Origin of the sequence: Noviherbaspirillum sp. ST9 (assembly GCF_048799745.1) — a bacterium.
In the GTDB taxonomy this organism is placed as follows: domain Bacteria; phylum Pseudomonadota; class Gammaproteobacteria; order Burkholderiales; family Burkholderiaceae_D; genus Noviherbaspirillum.
In genome coordinates, this window is record NZ_JBLWFR010000003.1 from 239024 (window position 1) to 262071 (window position 23048).

Annotated in this window: 21 protein-coding genes and 2 tRNA genes; 11 read left to right on the forward strand and 12 right to left on the reverse strand. The window is 59.9% G+C overall.

Annotated features, from left to right (window positions below; genetic code table 11):
* Window positions 1-3 precede the first annotated feature (3 nt).
* A complete protein-coding gene (locus tag ACNOHI_RS07595) occupies window positions 4-666 on the reverse strand; it encodes a hypothetical protein (protein WP_420474070.1) in 663 nt (220 codons plus the stop codon).
* Window positions 663-1982 (reverse strand): hypothetical protein, encoded by a 1320-nt coding sequence (locus ACNOHI_RS07600; RefSeq protein WP_420474071.1) that lies wholly within the window; start codon window positions 1980-1982, stop codon window positions 663-665. Before ACNOHI_RS07600 ends, ACNOHI_RS07595 begins: the two co-directional genes overlap by 4 nt.
* Before the next feature lie 118 nt (window positions 1983-2100).
* On the opposite strand from ACNOHI_RS07600, the gene ACNOHI_RS07605 reads away from it, so the two are divergent.
* Window positions 2101-2715, forward strand: coding sequence for a ParA family protein (locus ACNOHI_RS07605; RefSeq protein WP_420474072.1), 615 nt, complete (start codon window positions 2101-2103; stop codon window positions 2713-2715).
* Window positions 2716-2719: 4 nt separating this feature from the next.
* Here the strand turns inward: ACNOHI_RS07605 and ACNOHI_RS07610 are convergent, their stop codons facing one another.
* From ACNOHI_RS07610 to ACNOHI_RS07625, 4 genes are read right to left on the reverse strand one after another with little or no spacing between them, the layout of a single operon-like run.
* Window positions 2720-3601 (reverse strand): cobalamin-binding protein, encoded by an 882-nt coding sequence (locus ACNOHI_RS07610; protein ID WP_420474073.1) that lies wholly within the window; start codon window positions 3599-3601, stop codon window positions 2720-2722.
* Between the two features lie 2 nt (window positions 3602-3603).
* Window positions 3604-4443 (reverse strand): pantoate--beta-alanine ligase, encoded by an 840-nt coding sequence (panC, locus tag ACNOHI_RS07615; protein WP_420474074.1) that lies wholly within the window; start codon window positions 4441-4443, stop codon window positions 3604-3606.
* 60 nt (window positions 4444-4503) lie between these two features.
* A complete protein-coding gene (locus tag ACNOHI_RS07620) occupies window positions 4504-5379 on the reverse strand; it encodes a segregation and condensation protein A (protein ID WP_420474075.1) in 876 nt (291 codons plus the stop codon).
* On the reverse strand, window positions 5379-5588 hold the full coding sequence (locus ACNOHI_RS07625) for a DUF3460 family protein (RefSeq protein ID WP_420474076.1): 210 nt from the start codon (window positions 5586-5588) through the stop codon (window positions 5379-5381). Before ACNOHI_RS07625 ends, ACNOHI_RS07620 begins: the two co-directional genes overlap by 1 nt.
* 232 nt (window positions 5589-5820) lie before the next feature.
* Here ACNOHI_RS07625 and ACNOHI_RS07630 point away from each other — a divergent pair, with 232 nt between their 5' ends.
* A complete protein-coding gene (locus tag ACNOHI_RS07630) occupies window positions 5821-7950 on the forward strand; it encodes an EAL domain-containing protein (RefSeq protein ID WP_420474077.1) in 2130 nt (709 codons plus the stop codon).
* Here ACNOHI_RS07630 and ACNOHI_RS07635 read toward each other — a convergent pair.
* The 3 genes from ACNOHI_RS07635 to metG all read right to left on the reverse strand — a co-directional run bounded on the left by ACNOHI_RS07635 (window position 7947) and on the right by metG (window position 12332).
* Window positions 7947-9632: a SulP family inorganic anion transporter gene (locus ACNOHI_RS07635; RefSeq protein WP_420474078.1), complete on the reverse strand. Its 1686-nt coding sequence runs from the start codon at window positions 9630-9632 to the stop codon at window positions 7947-7949. The genes ACNOHI_RS07630 and ACNOHI_RS07635 overlap by 4 nt on opposite strands.
* A gap of 100 nt (window positions 9633-9732) precedes the next feature.
* Entirely contained in the window at window positions 9733-10212 is a 480-nt protein-coding gene (locus tag ACNOHI_RS07640) for a GNAT family N-acetyltransferase (protein ID WP_420474079.1), read from the reverse strand.
* Window positions 10213-10265: 53 nt separating this feature from the next.
* A complete protein-coding gene (metG, locus tag ACNOHI_RS07645) occupies window positions 10266-12332 on the reverse strand; it encodes a methionine--tRNA ligase (protein ID WP_420474080.1) in 2067 nt (688 codons plus the stop codon).
* A gap of 136 nt (window positions 12333-12468) precedes the next feature.
* On the opposite strand from metG, the gene apbC reads away from it, so the two are divergent.
* The 7 genes from apbC (at window position 12469) to ACNOHI_RS07680 (ending at window position 17904) form a co-directional block, all read left to right on the forward strand.
* Entirely contained in the window at window positions 12469-13557 is a 1089-nt protein-coding gene (gene apbC / locus ACNOHI_RS07650; protein ID WP_420474081.1) for an iron-sulfur cluster carrier protein ApbC, read from the forward strand.
* 89 nt (window positions 13558-13646) lie between these two features.
* A complete protein-coding gene (gene gltX, locus ACNOHI_RS07655; RefSeq protein ID WP_420474082.1) occupies window positions 13647-15038 on the forward strand; it encodes a glutamate--tRNA ligase in 1392 nt (463 codons plus the stop codon).
* A 65-nt stretch (window positions 15039-15103) separates the two neighbouring features.
* Window positions 15104-15179 (forward strand) — tRNA-Ala (locus ACNOHI_RS07660).
* A 68-nt stretch (window positions 15180-15247) separates the two neighbouring features.
* Window positions 15248-15323 (forward strand) — tRNA-Glu (locus ACNOHI_RS07665).
* A 120-nt stretch (window positions 15324-15443) separates the two neighbouring features.
* Window positions 15444-16628: an elongation factor P maturation arginine rhamnosyltransferase EarP gene (earP, locus tag ACNOHI_RS07670; RefSeq protein ID WP_420474083.1), complete on the forward strand. Its 1185-nt coding sequence runs from the start codon at window positions 15444-15446 to the stop codon at window positions 16626-16628.
* Window positions 16629-16748: 120 nt separating this feature from the next.
* Complete coding sequence (gene efp, locus ACNOHI_RS07675) at window positions 16749-17306, forward strand: elongation factor P (protein ID WP_420474084.1); 558 nt, start codon at window positions 16749-16751, stop codon at window positions 17304-17306.
* 199 nt (window positions 17307-17505) lie between these two features.
* Window positions 17506-17904, forward strand: coding sequence for a hypothetical protein (locus tag ACNOHI_RS07680; protein ID WP_420474085.1), 399 nt, complete (start codon window positions 17506-17508; stop codon window positions 17902-17904).
* Here ACNOHI_RS07680 and ACNOHI_RS07685 read toward each other — a convergent pair whose 3' ends face one another.
* The 3 genes from ACNOHI_RS07685 to ACNOHI_RS07695 form a co-directional block, all read right to left on the reverse strand.
* Window positions 17905-18903 (reverse strand): M48 family metallopeptidase, encoded by a 999-nt coding sequence (locus tag ACNOHI_RS07685; protein WP_420474086.1) that lies wholly within the window; start codon window positions 18901-18903, stop codon window positions 17905-17907.
* A complete protein-coding gene (locus ACNOHI_RS07690) occupies window positions 18903-19991 on the reverse strand; it encodes a YjgN family protein (RefSeq protein WP_420474087.1) in 1089 nt (362 codons plus the stop codon). Before ACNOHI_RS07690 ends, ACNOHI_RS07685 begins: the two co-directional genes overlap by 1 nt.
* A gap of 150 nt (window positions 19992-20141) precedes the next feature.
* Window positions 20142-21176: an NADP-dependent oxidoreductase gene (locus tag ACNOHI_RS07695; RefSeq protein ID WP_420474088.1), complete on the reverse strand. Its 1035-nt coding sequence runs from the start codon at window positions 21174-21176 to the stop codon at window positions 20142-20144.
* Between the two features lie 312 nt (window positions 21177-21488).
* Between ACNOHI_RS07695 and ACNOHI_RS07700 the strand changes: the two genes are divergently transcribed.
* Complete coding sequence (locus tag ACNOHI_RS07700) at window positions 21489-22004, forward strand: bactofilin family protein (RefSeq protein WP_420474089.1); 516 nt, start codon at window positions 21489-21491, stop codon at window positions 22002-22004.
* A 139-nt stretch (window positions 22005-22143) separates the two neighbouring features.
* Window positions 22144-23019 carry a formyltetrahydrofolate deformylase gene (gene purU, locus ACNOHI_RS07705; RefSeq protein ID WP_420474090.1) on the forward strand — a complete coding sequence of 292 codons (876 nt, stop codon included), beginning with the start codon at window positions 22144-22146 and terminating at the stop codon, window positions 23017-23019.
* Window positions 23020-23048 lie beyond the last annotated feature (29 nt).

Consider the following 23048-nt stretch of genomic DNA (forward strand, 5'->3'; position numbering starts at 1 on the left):
AATCTATTCGGAGTGCGTGAGGAGCTGCGCGTCGGTGTCGTCGGGCGCGCGGCGGAAGATGTCGGACAGCGCACCGTTCACAATGCGCTCCTTGAGCATGTCGGTATCCATCATGAGATCCAGCAGCGGACCTTCGAGGATCATGTCGCCCTTCATCTCGACAAAGCCGAGCTTGGCGAGCTGGCCGAGGTTCATGGTCATGCGCGTCTTTTTGCCGAGCTTGTCGCCGAAGTCGGCGAGCAGGGCCTTGAAGGAAATGCCGGTAGAGGCATCCTCCGCGCGCGGCATCGGTTTTTCCTTGCCGAACATGTCGTCCTGGTCGGTTGCGGCATTCTGGTGCGCTTCCTGCCGTTCGCGCTTGGGCAATACGATCAGCGCCCACAGTACGACCAGCAGTGCCACGCCGTCCCGCGCGAGGCCGAAATTATTGTTCTGCCACGCATCGCGTGCACCAAAAATCTTCGGCTCGACATCGCGTACCAGCGCCAGCGCGACGTGGTCGGCATAGACGTTATCGAGCAGCTTCAAGCCGCAGGCGGCCAAGCGGACGTCGAGGTCGGCGCGGAACAGCTCGTCCGACAGTGCGCGCTTGACCAGCTTGTCCTCGCGACGGAGTGTCTGATTGGCCAGCAGGCGTGCAATCAGGATTTGTGCATCATCATTCATTCTGGGGAAACCGTTTGCTTCTCTGTTTTCGGGGAAAGGGTGGCCTTCGATATCGCGGCAACCTGTGGATCGTCCAGCTTCACCATGCGGTCGCCGGGAGTGAATTCGAGCGGCAGGCGTGCCATCGTCGCCGTTCCGCCTTGCAACGCGGCTTCGCTCTCATCGCCCAGCAGCGGCAGCAGCGACGCGCGATAGGAAGCGACCGCGAAACTCGCGGGCAGCAGGGCATCCTGAACCGGCGCGCCGGGATTTCCGTTGAAGCCCGCCAGGCGAGTCAGCCACGCATCGAGTTCGACCGGCATCGAGGCGGCATCGGTTTGCTCCACCCGCACGTCCTCTCCGGAAGGCAGCGCCGATTCAACAGTCGCGATGCGGTCGGCAATCAGTTCCGATTCGGCGACATCGACCATTTCGGATGGCGTGATGAACAGTGGCGTGACGGGCACGGAGATGGCGCCCTCGGCCAGGGATGCGAGGTTTTCCTGTCGCATCAGCCAGGTCTTGATATCTGTCGTGGACAGGCCGGACTGGCCAAGGTGGACGCGTTGCCGCTCGATCTGATTGAGGGCGCGCGAGAACATGCCCTGCATGTTCAGCAACTTGCCTTGCGCGCGACCAATCGCTTGCGCCGCGCGATGCGTCGCATCGTCGGCACGCGGATCGTTGGTGATCGCGTGGATGATTTCCGATCCCTTCTCGACCCAGTCGCATGCGGTGTGCCACTTCGCTTGCGCGGCGCGGAGCCTGAACTCAGACCCGGACGCGATCGCATCGCTGAATTCTTCGGTCAGGTCGACCAGCCGGCCCAGCAGGTGCTGGAGCTGCTCCACGCCGACGCCGCCAACGGCTTGCGCACCGGCCACCTGGGACAGCAGGAATCCCATTTCCGCGTCGTCATCGCCTTGCCCGAGCGCCATCAGGTTATCGATGGCCGCGAGCACGTTGCGGGCAGCCGGCGACACACGGTACACGCCTTGCGCGGCGTCCCAGGACAGCAAGTGATGCGAGCGCAGGCGCGCCAGTACCGTTTCGAGTTTGTCAGCGTCGAGATAGCCGAGCCGCGCGTTGATGTCGGCGCGCGTCAGCGCTGTCGAGGCGGTGTCGCCCGCCAGTTCACCCAGCACCAGGAGACGGAGCAGCACGCCGTCGAATCCGCCATGAAACAGCGCCGTGAACGCCTGCAGCAGCGGTTGCGCGCGCTTGAGGCGGAACACCTGTTCGATATCGTCGGGAGCAATGCCGGGCTTGAAGTGCGCCTGTAGCGGTTCCTGAATGTCATCGGGATCGCTCAAGGCTTCGGTCGAGAAATTTTGCATGGGCGGTATTTTAAGTGAGCTTTAGTCCTGAAAATCGCCCGTGCTATGCTTGCCGGCAATGTTGCGTTCGTACTACGGTCAGAACGATATAAACCATGCAACTTATTGGAGGACAGACATGCCAGTGATCGTCATTGCCAACCCGAAGGGCGGCGTCGGCAAGAGCACTATCGCCACCAACCTGGCTGGTTATTTTGCCAAGCAGGGGCATAAGGTCATGCTGGGGGACGCGGACGTGCAGCAATCCTCGCGCGCATGGCTGTCGCTTCGACCCGGCAGCCTGCCGCCCATCGCTGCCTGGGAAATCGCCAACGGACATGTTGCGAGGCCTCCGAAGGGGACAACGCATATCGTGCTCGATACGCCCGCCGGACTGTCCGGCAACCGGCTCGACGAAGTCCTCCGGATCGCGGACAAGGTGGTTGTCCCGCTTCAGGCATCGATGTTCGATATCCTCGCGACCCAGGAATTTCTTGCCAGGCTGGCATCCGGCCATCACGGAAAGGCGAATGTGGGCGTGCTCGGCATGCGCGTCAACGTGCGCACCCGTGCAGCCGACCAGCTGGCGCACTACGTCAGCAATGTCGGGCTACCCGTGCTCGGTTACCTGCGTGACACCCAGAATTACGTTCAGCTCGCGGCGCATGGCGCCACTGTATGGGATGTCGCTCCATCAAGAGTCGAGAAGGACCTGGAACAGTGGACGGACCTCGTGAAGTGGGTCCAGCACTGAAATCCTAGCGTTCCGTCCGCTTTGCACGAACAGCATCGAGCTTGCGGCACAAATCCTCCGTGCCGTCGAGAATGCGCGGACCGGCGCGATTCATGAGATTGCCGTCGATGGAGATCAGGTTGCCGCGTTTTACCGCCCTGAGGCCGGTAAAACGCCGCCATGGAGCAAAGACATCATCCTGCTCACCACTGCTGGCGATGATCGCTTCCGGATCGGCCTTGATGACGGCCTCTTCGGTTACCGTCGGAGCAAGTTGCGGCAACTTGGCAAAAATATTCTCGCCGCCGCAGAGGCGCAGCGCCGACGACACCAGATGCGATCCGTTCAGCGTCATCAATGGCGAACGCCAGATCTGGTAGAAAACCGTGATGGGCCGGCGTGCCTGGTAGGTATCCTGCAGTTTCTGCCAGCGCTGGCGGAAGGCCGTCGCCGCAACTTTTCCTGCTGCATCTGTCCCGGCAAGGCGCGAAAGTCGCTCCAGCGAATTGGCGATCGTGGCGAAATCGTAGGGTTCGCTCTTGTAGATCGGAATGCCCAGCGGTTCCAGCTTTGCCAGTTGGGTCGCCGCCATGCCGTTGTTCCAGCCGACGACGAGATCGGGCTTCAGCTGGATGATGCGTTCCAGGTCTAGCGACACGCCGCTGCCGACGGACGGGATGCGTTTTGCTTCGGGAGGATAATCGCTGAACTCGGTAGCGCCGACGATATACGCGCCCGCGCCCGCGGCAAAAAGCATTTCCGTCGCATGCGGGGCAAGGCTGACAATGCGGCGTGCCGGAGCGGGCAGTGTGACCGCCCGGTTGGCGTCGTCGACGACGCTTACCGCACCCTGCGTGGCGCCCGGCAGCGCGAGCGCAAGCGCACAGACTGCGGCGAGTTGCTTCACGCTCAGATTTCGAGGTTGTCGATCAGGCGAGTCACGCCGAGCTTGGCGGCTGCCACCACGACCAGCGGTGCGCCTTGTGCCAGGTCGCCGGCGGATGGCGGCTGCAGGTCGGAACGCTTGCGCACCGAAATGTAATCCGGCTTCCATCCACGCGCTGCCAGCTTGGCCATGGCGTGACGCTCCAGTTCGAACATGTCGAGATGACCGGAACGCACTTCATTGGCGACTTCGTTGAGCAACTGGTAGAGCTGCGGCGCTTCGGCGCGTTCTGCTTCCGACAGGTAGCCGTTGCGCGAGGACAGCGCCAGGCCGTCTTCCGCACGCCAGGTTTCGGCAGCAATGATCTCGGTTGGCAAGGCGAACTGCTTGGCCATATTCCGCACGATCATCAGTTGCTGGTAATCCTTCTTGCCGAACACAGCCACGCGTGGCTGCACGCAGGAGAACAGCTTCAGCACCACGGTCGTCACACCGGTGAAGAATCCAGGACGGAACTCGCCTTCGAGGATGTTGCCGAGGTCATCCGGCGGACGTACACGGTATTCCTGCGGCTCCGGATACAGGTCCTTTTCGGTCGGCGCGAAGAGCACATACACGCCTTCCTTTTCCAGCTTTTCCACGTCGGCCTGAAAGGTGCGGGGATATTTGTCGAAGTCTTCGTTCGGACCGAACTGCAGACGGTTGACGAAGATCGACGCGACCACCGGATCACCGTGCTTGCGGGCCAGGCGCATCAGCGACAGATGGCCTTCGTGCAGGTTACCCATCGTGGGCACGAACGCCGTGCGCAGTTGTCCGCGCAGCTGGTCGCGCAATTCGTCAATGGAGGAAATGATTTTCATGGGACGGCCTTGCTACGTTAGTGCCACGTTGTTGCAAGCGTGCGGCGGATGAATGGGAATTCAGGTCGGTGAATAGGCGAGGCGCACGTAGATCGGCGCAAAGGCTTCCGCCTGCGTGATCTCGATCAGGGTTTCCTTGGCCAGTTCGAGCAGCGCGATAAAGTTCACCACGACAACCGGCACGCCGCGCGACGGATCGAACAGGTCGGCGAACTCAACGAACTTCGCCGATTGCAGCCGCCGCAGGATACCCGTCATGTGTTCGCGCACGGACAGCTCTTCGCGGGTAATCGTGTGATGCTGCGTGAGCTTTGCGCGCCTGAGGATATCCGCCCAGACGGCCTGCAACTCGGAGATGTTCACCTCCGGCCATCGCGGCGCGATGCTTTGTTCGATGTAAATCTGCGTGCGGACATAGTCACGGCCAAGCTGTGGCACTTTGTCGAGCTGTTGCGCGGCGAGCTTGATCTGCTCGTACTCCAGCAACCGGCGCACCAGTTCCGCGCGCGGGTCTTCCGCTTCCTCGCCGGTATCGGCCTTCTTCACCGGCAGCAGCATGCGCGACTTGATCTCGATGAGCATGGCCGCCATCAGCAGGTATTCCGCCGCCAGCTCCAGGTTGCGCGAGCGGATCTGGTCGACGTACTCCAGATACTGGCGCGTCACGTCCGCCATCGGGATGTCGAGGATATTGAAGTTCTGCTTGCGGATCAGGTAAAGCAGCAGGTCAAGCGGCCCCTGGAAGGCTTCGAGGAAGACCTCGAGCGCATCCGGCGGGATGTACAGGTCGTTCGGCAGCTTGAATAGCGGTTCGCCGTACAGCTTCGCGAATGCCATGCCATCCACCACGTCCGGCGTCGTATCCGGCTGGTTCGCGAGCGCGTGCTCGGGTGCGTCAGCCGGCAGGTGCGCCAGCCGGGTGTCCTGCGTGGACATTAGTGGTTGGACTGATAGACGTAAGGCGATTGCTTGACACGCGATTCTTCTTCGCGGCGGCGGACGTCGAGGTCGATGGGCGCCTTGTCCCAGAGGATGGCACGGCCGGCGCGCTGCTTTTCTTCGAGCGACGGATTGTTCTGCTTCAGTTCGGTGATGAACTTGGTGAATTCGGACACGTACGTCGTCTGTTGTTTGCTGAATTTCATGGCGAATAGGGTTCAGGGATGGAAAAGCAGGCGCTATTTTACCTTGTCTTCACTGCTGTTCCGTCAATACGGCGACAGTGTGTGGCACGGCTGATCATATTCTTGTCATTCCGTCAACGGCAATCGCGAAGGTGTAGCGCCGCCCGGCCAATGCCAGTATGATTTCCAGAAGGGAATTTCCACGGAAACAGCCAAGGGTTCCCAATGCGTGTGCTGATGAAGAGGGCGCTACATGTTCCTGGCTTCCGAAGATAGCGTGCCGGATATTCTCGTCGTCGACGACACGCCGGCGGATTGCCATTTCATGGCAGCCATCCTCACATCCCTGGGATACCGTGTACGCACCGTGCACCACGGCCGCGCCGCGCTTGCGGAAGTCGATTCTGCCGCGCCGGACCTCATCCTGCTCGACATCAACATGCCCGACATGGATGGCTTCGAATTGTGCCGCCAGTTGAAGCAGTCGCTGCAGCACGCCAGCATCCCGGTCATCTTCATCAGTTCCTACGACGACACCGACATCAAGGTATCCGCGTTCAATGCCGGCGGCATCGATTACGTCACCAAGCCTTTGCGGGTCGCGGAGCTCAAGGCGCGCATCCAGGCGCACCTGCAGCTCAAACGCGCGCAGGACAGGCTGGGCTACCAGGCAGGCCACGACCCGCTGACCGGCCTGCCCAACCGGAGCCTGCTCGCCGACCGCCTGCACCAGGCGCTCAGTTTCGCTGAACGTTACGGTGGCCAGGTGGCCGTCGCCTATATCGACCTCGACAAGTTCAAGGCAGTCAACGACCGCTTCGGCCACAAGGCGGGCGACCAGTTACTGGTCGAAGCGTCGCACCGCCTGCAGGCTTGCGTGCGCGATTCCGATACGATCGCTCGTATCGGCGGCGACGAATTCGTCATCGTCTTTTACGACCAGTCGTCCGAGAATTCCACGGCCTTCGTCATGCAGCGCATCCTCGACAGCATCGCTGAACCGATCTATTTCGATGGCTGTCCCGTCTTCCCGAGCTGCAGCATCGGCTTTGCCGCTTTTCCGCAAGACGGCCGCGACGCGGACACGCTCCTGCGGAATGCCGATACGGCGATGTATCACGCCAAGGAGCTCGGACGGCATAACTTCCAGTTTTATACAGGCGAACTCCGCCGTCGCATGAACGCGCGGATGGCAATCGAAAAGAGCCTGCGTGACGCAATCGCACACGACGAGTTCGAATTGCATTACCAGCCGCGCATCGCCCTCGGCAGCGGGCGCGTGGTCGGACTGGAGGCATTGATCCGCTGGCGCCATCCGGAAATGGGCTTGTTGCCGCCCCTCCAATTTATCCCCATGGCCGAGGAGGCCGGTCTTATCGATCAGATCGGCGAGTGGGTGGTGCGCAGCGCATGCCGGCAGTACGTGGCATGGCAACAGCATGGGCTGTTGCAGGGCCCGATCGCGATCAATATTTCTGCAAACCAGTTCCTCAAGCCAGGCTTTGCCGGCACCATTGCCGCGATCCTGAAAGAGACTGGCGTGTCGCCCGAGCAGCTTGAGCTCGACCTCAAGGAATCACTGCTCATGCATGATCCCGTCGAGTCCATGCGTGTCCTCCAAGAACTCAAGCAAACCGGGATCGGTCTTTCCATTGACGATTTCGGGACGGGATTTTCCAATCTCGGTTTCCTCAAGCGGTTCCCGGTAGACCGGATCAAGCTTGATCCGACGTTCGTGAGCGGTGTGCAGCGCAACCCGGATGACCTGGCCATTGCTGATGCCGTCATCACGATGGCGCATCGACTGGGACTGAAAGTGGCCGTCGAAGGCGTCGAAAACGGCAGCCAGCTTGCGTTGCTGGCGGAGCATGGATGCGATGAAATGCAGGGTGATTACTTCAGCCCTGCCTTGCCGGTCGAACTGTGCACGGCGCTGCTGCAGGAAAGGCGCGAACTGCCGGAGGAAAAACGACTACGGCGGTATGCCGGCCGTACCTTGCTGCTTATCGAGGGGAGCGATGGGCCGGGACGGTCTGCCATCGACATTCCGGAAGCGCCCGCCTATCGGGTGCTCCAGGCCAGTGATGCAGGCTCGGCGTTCGACATCCTGGCGGCGGAAAATGTCAGCGTAGTGATCTGCGACCGGCAGGTCAGCGACATGAGCGGCGCCGAATTCCTCAACCGGATCAGCCGCATGTATCCCCGCACCGTACGCATCATGTGCAGCGACAACAATGATGCTGGACTCATGGCGGATGCGATCAATGTCGGCAATGTGTACCGGTTCGTCCCGAAGTCATGCAAGCGCGACGAACTCGCGGCGATGATTGACGCCGCGTTTGTCCGCCACGAAAGCGAAAGCGGGCTGCAACAGTCCGCTTAAAGGGAATTGGCGCGCATCACCGCGTGCGTCAGGTCTTCCACGCAGTTGTCCACGCCGAGCCGGTCGAGAAAGCCGGTGCGCGTCATCAGGCTGAGCGGCTGGTGATTCGGGCCGCACAGGATAAGTGCGCAGCCATTCTTCTGCAGCGTCTTGTGCACGGTTTCCAGCGCGTCGAGACCCGTGGTGTCGAGGTTGATGAGCTGGGTCATCTTCAGGATCATCGCTTTCTCGGGGATACGGCTTGGCAGGGTCAGGACTTCCATCTTGCCGACGGCGCCGAAAAACAGTGACCCGAAAATCGAATACGCAACGACGCCCGGTGCAGGCCAGACCGGTAACGCCGGTGCGGGAATCTGTTCAATCTGCGTCAGGCTGGAGACGCGGAAAATGAAAAAGACGCAGGCCAGCACCAGTCCGACCTCGACAGCGACAGTCAGGTCGAAAATCACCGTGAGCAGGAAGGTCGATACCAGCAGGATCCGGTAATTCAGCGAGAATTTGCCGAGACGGCGGAATTCATGCCATTCGCCCATGTTGTAGGCGACATGCAGGAGGATGGCGGCCAGCGCCGCGAGGGGCACATTGGTCGCCAACGGCGCCGCCGCCAGCACGATGACCAGCAGTCCAAGCGCATGCACCATGCCGGCGACCGGCGACGTGGCCCCGGTGCGGATATTCGTGACGGTGCGGGCGATCGTTCCCGTCGCCGGAATGCCGCCGAAGAAAGGCACGATGAAGTTCGCAGCGCCTTGGGCCATCAACTCCTGGTTCGGGTCGTGCCGCTGTCCGGTGATGTTGTCGGCCACGCGGGCGCACAGTAGCGATTCGATCGCGCCCAGCAGCGCGATGGTCAGCGTCGGTGCAAACAGCTGTTTCACAACGTCCCAGGAAAGCGGCGGCAGCGTGAAGTTCGGCAGGCCCTGCGGGATGCCGCCGAAGCGCGAACCGATGGTTTCGACAGGCAGGTCGAAGAGGGTGACGGCGGCCGTGCTCAGCACCAGGACCAGGATGGGGCTGGGCAGGGGCTTGAGCAGGCCGGCCAGGCGCGGGAAGCGGAAGGCCTTGGGCGATCCGTCGGGGTTGTTGCGGAATACCGCGGGCCAGCTGAACATCAGCACCAGCGAAGCGGTGGCGATGGCCAGCGTGATCGGCTGGACGGTTTGTGCGTGGGCCAGCAGCACGTTGATCTGTGCGAAGAAGTCGCCCGGCATCCGGACAATCGCCAGCCCGAAAAAATCCTTCAGCTGTGACAGCGCGATCAGTACCGCGATGCCGTTAGTGAAACCGATGACGATCGGGACCGGGATATAGCGGATCCACGTGCCGATGCGGAAGACGCCCATCGCGAACAGCAGGACGCCGGCGCAGATGGTCGAGATCAGCAGTCCGCCGAGTCCGTATTTCTCAATGATGCCGTAAATGATGACAATGAAGGCACCGGCCGGTCCGCCGATCTGGACGCGCGACCCGCCGAGTGCGGAAATCAGGAAGCCGCCAATGATGGCGGTGAAGATGCCCGCTTCCGGCTTGGCGCCGGAGGCGATGGCAAAGGCCATTGCCAGCGGCAGCGCGACGACGCCAACCGTCAGTCCGGCGGCGATATCATGGATGAAGCGTGTCCTGTCGTAACCCTTGAGTGCGTCCACCAGCGCCGGACGAAAGCGGAAGCTGGAAATATTCATGCGGTGAGGCTCCCGGGATGCCTTCTTGTGCCTGTTTTCATGATCAGGGCGGGCGCCCTGTCTTTGATATTGTCTACGTTTTTGCGTTCGCGCGTCACGCTCAATAACCCAGTATCCGGCGCATCACCATAGGCGCGGGCTCAAGCGGATTGGCGTGGGTGTACTCGATTTCCGGCGCAAGTTCGAAACCGAACGCCGAATACAGATCGAGCAGGCGTTCCTGGTCCGCGCGCACGCCGAGGCGCAGTTCGCGCACATCGGCGGCGAACGCGCGATGGATCACTGCTTCAAGGAGATGCTGGGACAGATGTTCGCCCCGGTACGACGGCAGCACACCCATGCGGACAATTTCCCAGACATCGGGTTCGGAGTCGAGGGGCAGCCAGCGCACTGAGCCGATTTCCTCGTCATTGCGCAGCAGGATGAAGCCGCCGCCATTCTGCAGGTCCTGCAGCACGCGCACCGCCGTCTCGCGGTGGCCGCTAGACGTGACGGCCACCTTGCCTGCCCATGCCGCGCGCGTGAGTTCGGCGATGAGCTGGGCGTCCTCCAGGGTTGCCTCACGGACCACGATGTTCATGGCAACCGCACCTCAAGGACGCGTCGACTGGGAGACTCTCCGGCAGGCATGGCTTAACGCACCCGCATGCCCGGCTCGGCACCCGGCCAGGGATTCAGGACATAGATACCGGGGTTGGCCTTTTCGTCGGCGGACGATGCTGCCAGCACCATGCCTTCGGAAATGCCGAACTTCATCTTGCGCGGCGCGAGATTGGCCACCATCACGGTCAGCTTGCCCACCAGTTCTTCCGGCTTGTAGGACGACTTGATGCCCGAAAACACGTTGCGCGTGCGGCCTTCGCCCACGTCAAGCGTCAGGCGCAGCAGCTTGTCGGAGCCTTCGACGTGCTCGCAGTTGACGATCTTGGCAATGCGCAGGTCGATCTTGGTGAAATCGTCGATCTTGATTTCCGGAGCCATCGGTTCGATGCCTTGCTCCTCGGCGGCCTTCTCCGCAGGCGCTTCCGCGGCGGCAGGGGGCTCGAACAAGGCATCCAGCATCTTCGGGTCGACGCGCTGCATCAGGTGCTCGAAGGTGCCGATGGCGGTCGGGCTGGTCTGCAGATCGGCCCAGGTCAGGTCGCGCTCGATGCCGAACAGCTTCGATACCTTGCGCGCCAGCGCCGGCAGGATCGGGGCGAGGTAGATCGTCAGGCAGTAGAAGCTGCGCAGCAGGTTGCTGCACACATCCTGCAATTCCTGGTCGTTGGCCGGATCCTTGGCCAGTTCCCACGGCTTCTTGGTATCGACGTATTGGTTGACTTCATCGGCGAGCGCCATGATCTGGCGGATCGCCTTGCCGAATTCGCGTGCTTCGAAGGCTTCGCGGATTGCCTCTTCCTGCTCGCCGAAACGCAGTCGCCAGCTCATGGCTTCGCCACCGGTGACAGGGTCGCTCAACTTGCCGCCGAAACGCTTGGTAATGAAGCCTGCCGCGCGGCTGGCGATGTTGACGTACTTGCCGATCAGGTCGGAATTGACGCGAGAAACGAAATCATCCGGGTTGAAATCGACGTCTTCCACCTTCGCATTCAGCTTGGCCGCGATGTAGTAGCGCAGCCATTCCGGATTCATGCCGATGTCGAGGTAGCGCAGCGGCGAGATGCCGGTGCCGCGCGATTTGGACATCTTTTCGCCGCTCACGGTGATAAAGCCGTGCACGAACACGTTAGTCGGCACCTTCAGCCCCGAGAACTTCAGCATGGCCGGCCAGAACAGCGTATGGAAGTAGATGATGTCCTTGCCGATGAAGTGGTACTGCTCGGTCGACTGGTCTTCCATGAAGGCCTGGTAGTCACGACCGGTCTTGTCGAAATAGTTCTTCAGCGAAGCCAGGTAGCCGACCGGCGCATCCAGCCAGACGTAGAAATATTTGCCCGGTGCGTCCGGGATTTCAATGCCGAAATAGGGCGCATCGCGGCTGATATCCCAGTCACCCAGGCCTTCTTCGCTCTCCAGCCATTCCTTCGCCTTGTTGACGACCTCCGGCTGCAGGCGGTTGGGCTCCTGGGTCCATTCACGCAGGAATTCCGTGCATTTCGGATTGGACAGTTGGAAGAAATAATGTTCGGACGATTTCATCACCGGCGTCGCGCCGGTGAGGGTGGAGTACGGGTTCTTCAGCTCGGTCGGCGTGTAGACGGCGCTGCACACCTCGCAGGAATCGCCATACTGGTCCTTGGCGCCGCACTTCGGGCACTCGCCCTTGATGTAGCGGTCCGGCAGGAACATATTCTTGACCGGATCGAAGAATTGTTCGATGGTCTTGGTCGTGATCAGCTTGGAATGGTCGCGCAGGCGGCGGTACAGGTCCTGCGACAACTGGTGGTTTTCCGGTGCGTCGGTGGAATGCCAGTTGTCGAAGCTGATGTGGAAGCCGTCCAGGTACTGCTTGCGGCCTGCGGCGATGCGCGCAACGAATTCCTGCGGCGTGACGCCGGCTTTCTCGGCCGCGATCATGATCGGCGCGCCATGGGCGTCGTCGGCACCGACGAAATGCACCTCATTGCCCTGCATCCGCTGGAACCTGACCCAGATGTCGGCTTGGATGTATTCCATGATATGGCCGATGTGGAACGCGCCGTTGGCGTAGGGCAGGGCAGTGGTGACAAACAGCTTGCGGTGCGGTGTGGTGCTCATTTGGCAATAATGCTTGGAGAAATAAAACTGCCATTTTAGCAGTGCGGGGGCTCTTATCGCAGGTCAGCGGTGTCAAACGCGGGCGGATTCGGCCACGAATGGTTTAGACTTGCTGTTACAAAATTCAGGAGAAACAATGAGTATCACCGTTGAGGCCGTCAAGACGGCACTGTCCCAGGTTATCGACCCGAATACCGGCAAGGACCTCGTATCGGGCAAATCAGCGAAAAACATCCAGGTCAACGGCGCCGATATCCGGTTCGACGTCGAGCTGGGTTACCCGGCAAAAAGCCAGATCGAGCCGATCCGCGCGATGGCGGTCAATGCCGTGCGGACGCTGGCCGGCGCCGGGCACGTCGAAGCGAACGTCTATTCCAAGATCATTGCCCACGCGGTGCAGCGCGGCGTCAAGCTGATGTCGAACGTCAAGAACATCATTGCGGTGGCGTCCGGCAAGGGCGGCGTGGGCAAGTCAACTACCGCCGTCAACCTGGCGCTGGCCCTGGCGGCGGAAGGCGCGCAGGTCGGCATCCTGGACGCGGATATCTATGGCCCATCGCAGCCGATGATGATGGGCATCTCCGGCCAGCCGGAATCGCTGGACGGCAAGACCATGGAGCCGCTGGAGAACTACGGCGTGCAGGTCTCGTCGATCGGTTTCATGATCGACCCCGACCAGCCCATGGTCTGGCGCGGTCCGATGGTCACGCAGGCCCTGCAACAACTGCTGGAGCAGACCAACTGGCGTAATCTTGATTACCTGATCGTCGACATGCCGCCCGGCACCGGCGACATCCAGCTGACACTGTCCCAGCGCGTGCCGGTAACTGGTGCGGTCATCGTGACCACGCCGCAGGACATCGCGCTGCTCGACGCACGCAAAGGCTTGAAGATGTTTGAGAAGGTGGACATCCCCATCCTTGGCATTGTCGAAAACATGAGCATCCATGTCTGCTCCAACTGCGGTCACGCGGAGCATATTTTCGGCGCCGGCGGCGGGGAAAAGATGTGCAAGGAATATGGTGTCGAATTCCTCGGCGCCTTGCCTCTGACAATGGCCATCCGCGAGCAGACCGATTCCGGCAAACCGACCGTCGTCGCGGATCCGGATGGCAAGGTCGCCCATATCTATAAAGAGATCGCACGCAAGCTGGCGGTCAAGGTGGCGGAAAAGGCCAAGGACATGACCAGCAAGTTCCCGAGCATCGTCATCAAGAACGACTGATTTCCCGGGCGTTGCCGACAAGGTAAAATAACGCACTTTCCATTTCCACGGCTTTGGCAATCCAAGGCCGTTTTTTTATTTGATTTGCCATGACAGTCCGCACTCGATTCGCACCCAGCCCGACCGGCTACCTCCACCTCGGCGGCGCGCGTACCGCGCTTTTCTCCTGGGCATTCGCCCGTCACCACGGCGGCACCTTCATCCTGCGAATTGAAGATACCGACCTGGAGCGGTCGACACCGGAAGCGGTGCAAGCGATTCTTGACGGCATGAACTGGCTCGGCCTGCATCACGACGAAGGCCCCTTCTATCAGATGAAGCGCATGGACCGCTATCGCGAAGTTGTAGGACAGATGCTGGCTGCCGGCACCGCCTACCATTGCTATTGCACGCCGGACGAGGTGGAAGCCATGCGCGAACGCATGCGCGCTGCCGGCGAAAAGCCGCGCTACGACGGCACCTGGCGTCCCGAACCCGGCAAGACTCTGCCGACTGTGCCTGAAGGCCGCAAGCCGGTTGTGCGCTTCAAGAATCCGCTCGACGGCGACGTCACCTGGAACGACATGGTCAAGGGCACGATCACGATTTCCAACCGCGAACTGGACGACCTCGTCATCGCGCGGCCGGACGGCACGCCGACCTACAACTTCTGCGTTGCGGTCGATGACTGGGACATGAAGATGACCCACGTGATTCGCGGCGACGACCATGTCAACAACACGCCCCGTCAGATCAATATCCTGCGCGCGCTTGGCGCATCGCTGCCGGAATACGGCCACGTCCCGATGATCCTGGGTGCCGACGGCGAGAAGCTCTCCAAGCGCCATGGCGCGGTCAGCGTCATGGAATATCCGGCGCAGGGCTTCTTGCCGGAGGCGATGCTCAACTACCTGGCCCGTCTCGGCTGGAGCCATGGCGACGACGAGATTTTCTCCATGGAGCAGTTCTGCCAGTGGTTCGACGTCGAGCACCTGAACAAGTCGCCGGCCCAGTTCAATCCTGAAAAGCTGGCGTGGCTGAACAACCATTACATCAAGCTCGCGGACAATGCGCGTCTTGAAGGCCTGGTCCGTCCGCTGATGGAGCAGGATGGCGCGAAGTTCGACGGCGCACCGGCGCTGCAGTCAGTGATCGCACTCATGAAGGAGCGCGCGAACACCACCAACGAGCTGGCGGACGCGGCGATGCTGTTCTACCGCGAGCCCAATCCGGACCCGGCGCTGGTAACGCAGCACGTGACGGATGCTGTGAAACCGGCGCTCGTGCAATTTGCGGACGCATGCAAATCCATCGAGTGGAACAAGGCAACGATTTCTGCGACGACGAAAGAAGTGCTCGCTGCGCACAAGCTGAAGATGCCGCAACTCGCCATGCCGCTGCGCCTGATCATTACTGGTCAATTGCAAACCCCGTCGATCGACGCCGTGCTGGAATTGTTCGGCCGCGATACCGTTGTCGCGCGTCTTCAGAAATTTATTTGATAAATTTTTCGAAGAGCATTTACACGCGAGAAAAATCTTTGCTATACTCTCGTTTCTTCGCACACGGGGGTATAGCTCAGCTGGGAGAGCGCTTGCATGGCATGCAAGAGGTCAGCGGTTCGATCCCGCTTACCTCCACCAGCGACAAGAAGTGCGGTAGAAAAAGAAGTTCAAAAGCAATATAATAGGCTGCAGTTCGACAGGTTTCTGTCCCCATCGTCTAGAGGCCTAGGACATCACCCTTTCACGGTGAGTACCGGGGTTCGAATCCCCGTGGGGACGCCACATTAAAACGCCACGCAATTGCGTGGCGTTTTTCTTTTCCGCAGTAACATTTGATTCCGGCTTCGCTGTACACGCGAGTCGCGGCACAAGCACCATTTAGCTGGAAGGACATCACCGACCATGCTCCTCGATAGATCACGCGCAACTTCACTGGCCATCTTCTGCAAGGTCGTCGACAACTACGGCGATATCGGCATCTGCTGGCGCCTCGCTCGGCAATTTCACGAGGAACACGGCATTGAGGTCACGTTGTGGGTTGACGATTTGCACAGCTTCCGACGGATCTGCCCGGACGTTGCCCTGAATGTTGATCTCCAGCGTGTCGACCATGTAGAGGTCCGCTACTGGCGCGACCAGGATGGGCAGTTCGCACCGTGTGACGTTGCGGACATCGTGATCGAATTTTTCGCTTGCGATATCCCGCCGGGGTATATCTCCGCCATGGCGCAATGCGAACCCCGTCCGGTCTGGCTCAACCTCGAAGGACTCAGCGCGGAGGAGTGGGTAGAGGGATGCCATACCTTGCCCTCAATGCATCCGCGCTTGCCGCTGACGAAGTATTTTTTCTTCCCCGGCTTCACGGCAAAAACGGGAGGCTTGCTGCATGAGTCTTCGCTCGAGGAAGCGCGCGAGCAGTTTCAGTCGGATCAGGCAGGTATGGCGGCATTCCTGGCTCGCTTCGGACTGACACCTGCGGAAACCGCTTCGCTGAAGGTGTCCTTGTTCTGCTATCCGCACGCTCCAGTCCCATTGCTTCTGGATGCCTGGCAAGGTGGTGACGCTGCAATCACCTGCCTGGTGCCCGAGGGAGTAGCCAGCGATGCGATCCAGGCCTTTCTCGGCGAGGAGGCAAGGCCGGGCGCGGCGCGGAAGCGGGGTGCGCTCACCGTGCGCGTGCTGCCTTTTGTCGCGCAGCCGGACTATGACAGGCTGCTCTGGTCATGCGACCTTAATTTTGTGCGCGGGGAAGATTCCTTTGTTCGCGCGCAATGGGCCGAGAGGCCATTCGTCTGGCATATATATCCGCAAGACGAGAATCTGCATCATGTCAAATTGGGCGCATTCCTGCGTCGTTATGCGACAGGGGTCGAAAGCCTGAGCGTGTTTTCCCGGGTGTGGAATGGAATGGCTCCAGACGGCGCCGCCGTGGATCCAGACTGGAATGGCCTGTGGACAGAGTTGCATGCCGATATGCCAACCATGCTTCGTAGAGCCAAAGATTGGAAGCAGGAAGTGCTTGCAAATGGCGATTTGGTATCGAATTTGCTCAATTTTGCTCGCCTGCGTGGGTCGGAGGCAGGGTAAAAGGCGATATAATCCTGCGTCGATTGATTGCGTTTGACGACGATCAAACGCAGGCTTACGGTGCCGTTGCCACGACGTGCCCGATGATTATTACGAAACCTATTTTTACGACCATTCCCTATGAAATTTGCAAAAGAAATTCGTGTTGGCAACATCATCATGGTTGACGGCAAGCCTTTCATCGTTCTGCGTTCCGACGTCAACGGTTCGAGCCGCACGGGCTTCACCTACAAGTGGAAGATGAAGAATCTTCTGACGAACGCGCCGCTGGAAAACGTTTTCCGCGGCGACGACAAGTTCGACGTCGTCATTCTCGACAAGAAGCCGGTGACCTTCTCGTACTTCGCCGACCCGCTGTATGTCTTCATGGACGAAGAGTACAACCAGTACGAAATCGAAGCCGAGAACCTGGGCGACGCACTGAACTACCTGGAAGACGGCATGGCGTGCGAAGCCGTTTTCTACAACGGCAAGCCGATCTCGGTTGAACTGCCGACCACCATCGTTCGCGAAGTCACCTACACCGAGCCGGCCGTCAAGGGCGACACTTCGGGCAAGGTCATGAAGCCTGCCAAGCTCTCCACCGGTTTCGAAATCCCGGTTCCGCTGTTTGTGGACATCGGCGACAAGATCGAAATCGATACCCGCACGGGTGAATACAAGAGCCGCAGCAAGTAATCGGCTTTTGGTATCAAAGAAAGCGCTGCCGGAAACCGCAGCGCTTTTTTTTTGCGTGCCTCAAAAATCCAACGAATTTTCCAGCTCACGGGCGCCAGCTTTGCAATGCCGGAGTGTGACGGTATAAACTGAGCGGCGTTGCCCGGAGGGCGACGACAAGAAGAATCATTTTGGCTTGCACAGACAGGGAGAAAGTCGCATGAAGTACATCCGCACGTTGGGCGTGGCCGTTTCCGTATGCATTCTCGCGGGCTGTTCGTCTACCGGGCTCAAGCTTCCCGACTGGATTCCGTCGTTTTCGTCGGCGCAGCCGGCTCCCGCGCAGGAGTCGCCGGCACGGGCGCGCAACGGAGCAACTACCTCCGATATCAAGTTCAATGACGGTGCGGGCGACGTGACGCTCCAGACCGTGGACTTCCGTCCAGGCACATCGTCCACAACGGTCGAGCGGCTTGCAAAACGGTTTGGTTGCGAGGGTTCCACTGGCGCCGGCCTGATTACGGACAAGGGCCCCGTCGAGATCTACCGGATGAAGTGCGACAACGGCACGACCTTCATGGCGCAGTGCGAACTGCGCCAGTGCCGGCCGATGCGCTAATCACTTGGCGCCGCGGATGCGCGCGATGCGCTCCGATGCCGGCGGGTGGCTGGATAAATAGGGCGAGTGATCGTCCGATTCCTTTTCCAAGGCTTCAAAGACGCGGATCAGGGCAGCGCTGTCGATTCCATTCTTCTTCAGCATCGCGAGCGCATAATCGTCTGCCTCGCGCTCGGCATCCCGTGAGTACTTCAGGTCCAGCATCACGGTCGGGATGTTGGCGATCACCGAGGACACATCCCCGAACAACAGCGTTGCCCCCGCGCCGATCATCGAGCCCTGGATCAGCCGACGTGTAAGGTGGCGCTCATGCAGATGGCCCAGTTCATGGGCAAGGACGGCGATCACAGCGTCGTCGCTATTGACAAGGTTCACGAGTTCGTCGGTCAGGACAATGTGTCCGGAAGGCAGGGCGAATGCGTTGGGGCCGATCCGGCTTTTGCGAAAGACAATCGCGTAAGCCGGCATGCCATCTGCTGGAGGAACAAGGGTCCGGAAGCGGCTGATCAAAGCCTGCTGCCGAGCCGCGTCAAGCGCGGATGGCGTCAGCATGCGCTTGTCGAGGAAGGCCAGCGTTTCCTTGCCGATCATGTGCTCCACGCTTTCCGGCAAAGCCTTGGCGGCAAGATCAGCGGCTGCGGGTAGCGCATAGAGGTAGCCGATCACGAGCAACGAGGCCGTCATGGCAAACGCCATCAGCGTGCTGCGCCAACTTTGCTGCATGCGGACGACGAATGAATCCTGAAATCCTGTACGGGCAAGCAGTGCATCGAAAGCGACGGGGTCAAGGATTTCGAGATAGGCGCCGTCGGGAAAAGTCACCTTGCGCCTGGCGTTGCGGAAGCGCTCCGACACGCGCAAATCGCCAATTGCACATTCGCGCCGGACATCGCCGCTGATAACGGCGAGTCCGTTGCGTACGGCGAGGGTGACCGAATGGCGGCGCGACGATTTTCCGTCGAAGTAAAACGCCGCAACGATCAGTTCCGAATTCATCATCAGAGAGACAGGTCGAAATCGAGCAGGTCGGCTGCGGCTTCACCGGTCGAGGAGGCGTTTTCCTGCGCGTCGGCGATGAAATCATCGAGACTGCCAGAGGGAAGGATTGCCATCGACTCGATCCGGTACCGCATTGTGCGGATTTGGGCGAAAGGGATGAACAGGCCGAGTGTGGCAACGATGCCGATCATATTGCTCAGCGCGATGAACGCCATCTTGCCGACGCGCATGCGGCTCATGAAACGATGGTTGCCCAGATGCGTGTGGTTCCAGATCAGGTTCTGAATCAGCGTGAGGAACAAGGGCAGCAGCGAGAACAGCCACGCATATACAACGAGCAGAAAGATCAGGATCGTCCCGACGGCGGCCGCCCCAGCGTCCTTGGGGCTGCCTGCCTTGATGATGGCAGCAAACGTGCCACCGAAGGCGGCTGCAATCGCGACCAGGCCACCGAGCGCGACGAGAAAAGCAATCAGGTAGGCCTTGTAGAAACTGCCCGCCGATGCATGAAAGGAAAATGACGTGCCGCCATACCGGCTGTGCTCATGCTGGAACTTCTTGATGCGCTGGTGCGTGAAAGGCGCAAGGAGGTAGGCACTAAGTAAAGTCGCGAGGGGAAGCACGAGATAGGTGAGGTAGACCTTTCCTGCCGTGCCGCCGAAGCCGAAGCGGATGCCGCGGTAACTGGAGTTGTAGAGCTTGAACTGCAGGCTTTTCCAGATCAGCCAGGGAATGGCCGCGCCGAGCAGCGCGAGGGCAGCGAAGCCGGCGGTGTCCGAAATCATGAACGCAATGTTGTATGCACCGAAAAATGCGAGGGCGACGAGGCGTCCGCGCAGGATGGACATGGGGCTGCCGTGATACTCGAAGCTGGCGCCCGCAAGGATCGTGTTGTCGTAGAAATAGCGCGTCTTCCGTACTTTCGCCCAGGCCGAATAGACGCCGAGCGTGACGATGGTAAGGAGCAGGTTGACGATCCAGATGCGGAAATATTCGCTGCCGCTACCAGTGAATTCGAAAGCTTCCGGGGCGGACAAGTCCTTGCCGGGGAAGTCTGTTTTGGCAAGCAATTCGTCGGGGTTCAGCATGCATCCTCTCCTCGCAGGTTGTATTGTTCTTTGAGCAACTGCGAGAGGGTGACCGTTGGCAAGATAAATGTCAATCGATATGCCCGCACAGCTGTAAACGGCGAATGGCACAGTTGCCTGTGCCATTCAGTCGCAGCCGAAACTTAAGTGTTACTCGTCCTTGGCAACCTGCAGGATCAGTTTGCCGAAGTTCTTGCCTTCAAAAAGCATGAGCAGCGTTTGTGGGAAGTTGTCGATCCCTTCAACGATGTCTTCGCGCGTCTTGAACGTGCCTTCCTTCATCCACTTTGCCATTTCGGTCACGCCGAGATGGTAGCGATCAGCATAGTCGAACACGACGATGCCTTCCATGCGCGCGCGATTGACCAGCAGCGACAGGTAGTTGGCCGGGCCCTTGACCGGGGTGGTGTTGTTGTACTGGGAGATCGCGCCGCAAATGATGATGCGCGCCTTCATGTTGATGCGGGTGAGCACGTCATCCAGGATGTCGCCGCCTACATTGTCGAAATAGACGTCGACGCCTTTCGGGCAATGCTGCTTCAGGCCTTCGCGCACCGATCCACTCTTGTAGTCGATGCAGGCGTCGAAGCCAAGCTCGTTGACCACGAAATCGCACTTGTCCTTGCCACCGGCAATGCCGACCACGCGGCAGCCCTTGTGCTTGGCAACCTGGCCGACGGTCTGGCCCACTGCTCCCGCCGCGCCCGAGACGACGACCGTTTCACCGGCTTTCGGCTGACCGACATCCAGCAGCCCGAAGTAGGCGGTCATGCCGGGCATGCCCAGCGCGTTCAAGTACTTCGGCAGCGGTGCGGCCTTGGGATCAACCTTGTAGAAGCCTGCTGTCTTGTCGTCCGCCGGTCCGGTCCAGTATTCCTGGACGCCGATCCCGCCAGAGACATAGTCACCCACCGCGAACTTGGGCGACTTCGATGCGACCACCTTGCCGATACCGCCGGCGCGCATGACTTCGTCGATTCCAACTGGGCGAATGTAGGACTTGCCCTCGTTCATCCAGCCGCGCATTGCGGGATCCAGCGAAAGGTAAAGCGTCTTGACGACGATTTCACCGTCCGCGATATCACGCACCGGCTCGGAAGTGAAGTTCCAGTCGCTGCGCTTGGGCATGCCGACAGGACGCGCAGCCAGGCGGATTTGGCGATTCGTCAGAGTAGTAGTGGTCATCTTGTCTCCTTCTCGGAATGGGTAGGTGAGTGATCATACATTAAATTGAACGACCGTGCTTTTTTGTCAAAGTGTAACAGTTTCAAACATTCGGGAATTCGGTTGAACTTTCCAAGCGTCATGCTGACCAAGTGAGGAGCCGCAACATTGCTGTGGCTTAAGAGGTGGGGAGGCCGGTAGGTTTGGCTCTTATTCCTGCAGCATAAACGCACGTGAAGTGTTGCCACGTTTTCGATGCGATGGGAATGCTGAGGGCGTTTTCATGACATCGAAAACCGTTTTTAACTTTCGCACTATTTTTTTGGAGATAACATGCTTCGTTCCGAAACCCTCTTTGGCAAGCGCGATACCAACACGCCAAATTCGCCCCTCAGCACCGCCAGCGGCATTGTTCCGACCGGTACTTCGGGTATCTCCAAGCCGATGACTTCCACTGGTACCGACACGCCGGCCAGCAGCACCAACGAGGGTGGCAGCAAGCTGATCGTCGGACCGAATATCAAGCTCAAGGGCGTTGAAATCACCGATTGCGACACGCTGTGCGTTGAAGGCCGCGTCGAAGCGACCATCGATTCCCGCGTGATCCAGATCGCCGAGCGCGGCGCGTTCAAGGGCTCCGCCGAAATCGACATCGCTGAAATCCACGGCGAATTCGACGGCGAACTGACCGTGCGCCAGAAGCTGGTCATCTACTCGACCGGCAAGGTCTCCGGCAAGGTCCGCTACGGCAAGGTCGTGATCGAAGAGGGCGGCCAGCTCTCCGGCGACATCCAGGTTGGTACTGCTGCTGCGTCCAACAAGGGCCTGTCCGTCGCCAAGGTCGGCTAAGCAACAAGAACTATTCTTCGGAGCGCCTTTGGCGTTCCGGACTGCCCGGATCTCGCGGAAGCGACTCCGGGTTTTTTGTTTGTCCACGCGTGCCGTGCGACAATAGCGCCTTTCGTTTTTCGCCTGCTGCATTGCCATCATGACCACGACGCACCCCGAGTACATCCTTACACTGTCCTGCCCTGATCACCGCGGTATCGTTCATCGCGTGTCCGGCTTCCTTGCCGAGCACGGCTGCAACATCATCGATTCGGCACAGTTCGGCGACGCTCAATCGCAGCTGTTCTTCATGCGTGTGCATTTCGCCGCGGAGGACCCTGCCATCAACGATACGCAGTTGCGCGCCGATTTCGAGATCGTTGCGAAGGAGTTGGGGATGGATGCGCAACTGCACGACGCGCGCAAGAAGCCGCGCGTCATGCTGATGGTGTCCAAGATCGGCCATTGCCTGAACGACCTGCTGTTCCGCTACAAGAGCGGCCTGCTTCCGGTCGAAATTCCCGCCATCGTCTCGAACCACACAGATTTCTACCAGCTCTCGGCAAGCTACAACATTCCCTTCCACCACTTGCCGCTGGCAACAGGCGCCCCGGCTGAGGCCAAGCGTGCGCAGGAAGAGCGGATCCTGGAAATCGTCAAGGCCAACGATATTGATCTTGTCGTGCTGGCACGCTATATGCAGATTCTGTCGCCGCAGATGTGCGATGCGTTGAAGGGCAAGGCGATCAACATCCATCATTCCTTCCTGCCCAGCTTCAAGGGCGCGAAGCCGTATTACCAGGCCCACGACCGAGGCGTGAAACTGATCGGCGCGACGGCACACTTCGTGACCGGCGACCTGGATGAAGGCCCGATCATCGAACAGGATGTCGAGCGCGTGGACCATTCGATGGAACCGGATACGCTGACCGCCATCGGCCGCGACGTGGAGTGCGTGGTGCTCGCGCGCGCGGTCAAGTGGTTCGTCGAACACCGCATCCTGCTGAATGGACACAAGACGGTGGTGTTCAAGTAAGTAGCTTGAACGGAAAAATCAAAGGGCGG

Coding starts and splice junctions, on each gene's coding strand:
- ACNOHI_RS07630 (WP_420474077.1), top strand. CDS start 5,821: ATGTTCCTGGCTTCCGAAGATAGCGTGCCGGATATTCTCGTCGTCGAC.
- ACNOHI_RS07640 (WP_420474079.1), bottom strand. CDS start 10,212: ATGAACATCGTGGTCCGTGAGGCAACCCTGGAGGACGCCCAGCTCATC.
- ACNOHI_RS07635 (WP_420474078.1), bottom strand. CDS start 9,632: ATGAATATTTCCAGCTTCCGCTTTCGTCCGGCGCTGGTGGACGCACTC.
- gltX (WP_420474082.1), top strand. CDS start 13,647: ATGACAGTCCGCACTCGATTCGCACCCAGCCCGACCGGCTACCTCCAC.
- ACNOHI_RS07595 (WP_420474070.1), bottom strand. CDS start 666: ATGAATGATGATGCACAAATCCTGATTGCACGCCTGCTGGCCAATCAG.
- ACNOHI_RS07625 (WP_420474076.1), bottom strand. CDS start 5,588: ATGAAATTCAGCAAACAACAGACGACGTACGTGTCCGAATTCACCAAG.
- ACNOHI_RS07685 (WP_420474086.1), bottom strand. CDS start 18,903: ATGATGAATTCGGAACTGATCGTTGCGGCGTTTTACTTCGACGGAAAA.
- efp (WP_420474084.1), top strand. CDS start 16,749: ATGAAATTTGCAAAAGAAATTCGTGTTGGCAACATCATCATGGTTGAC.
- ACNOHI_RS07620 (WP_420474075.1), bottom strand. CDS start 5,379: ATGTCCACGCAGGACACCCGGCTGGCGCACCTGCCGGCTGACGCACCC.
- ACNOHI_RS07600 (WP_420474071.1), bottom strand. CDS start 1,982: ATGCAAAATTTCTCGACCGAAGCCTTGAGCGATCCCGATGACATTCAG.
- ACNOHI_RS07605 (WP_420474072.1), top strand. CDS start 2,101: ATGCCAGTGATCGTCATTGCCAACCCGAAGGGCGGCGTCGGCAAGAGC.
- metG (WP_420474080.1), bottom strand. CDS start 12,332: ATGAGCACCACACCGCACCGCAAGCTGTTTGTCACCACTGCCCTGCCC.
- panC (WP_420474074.1), bottom strand. CDS start 4,443: ATGAAAATCATTTCCTCCATTGACGAATTGCGCGACCAGCTGCGCGGA.
- ACNOHI_RS07700 (WP_420474089.1), top strand. CDS start 21,489: ATGCTTCGTTCCGAAACCCTCTTTGGCAAGCGCGATACCAACACGCCA.
- apbC (WP_420474081.1), top strand. CDS start 12,469: ATGAGTATCACCGTTGAGGCCGTCAAGACGGCACTGTCCCAGGTTATC.
- ACNOHI_RS07695 (WP_420474088.1), bottom strand. CDS start 21,176: ATGACCACTACTACTCTGACGAATCGCCAAATCCGCCTGGCTGCGCGT.
- earP (WP_420474083.1), top strand. CDS start 15,444: ATGCTCCTCGATAGATCACGCGCAACTTCACTGGCCATCTTCTGCAAG.
- purU (WP_420474090.1), top strand. CDS start 22,144: ATGACCACGACGCACCCCGAGTACATCCTTACACTGTCCTGCCCTGAT.
- ACNOHI_RS07690 (WP_420474087.1), bottom strand. CDS start 19,991: ATGCTGAACCCCGACGAATTGCTTGCCAAAACAGACTTCCCCGGCAAG.
- ACNOHI_RS07680 (WP_420474085.1), top strand. CDS start 17,506: ATGAAGTACATCCGCACGTTGGGCGTGGCCGTTTCCGTATGCATTCTC.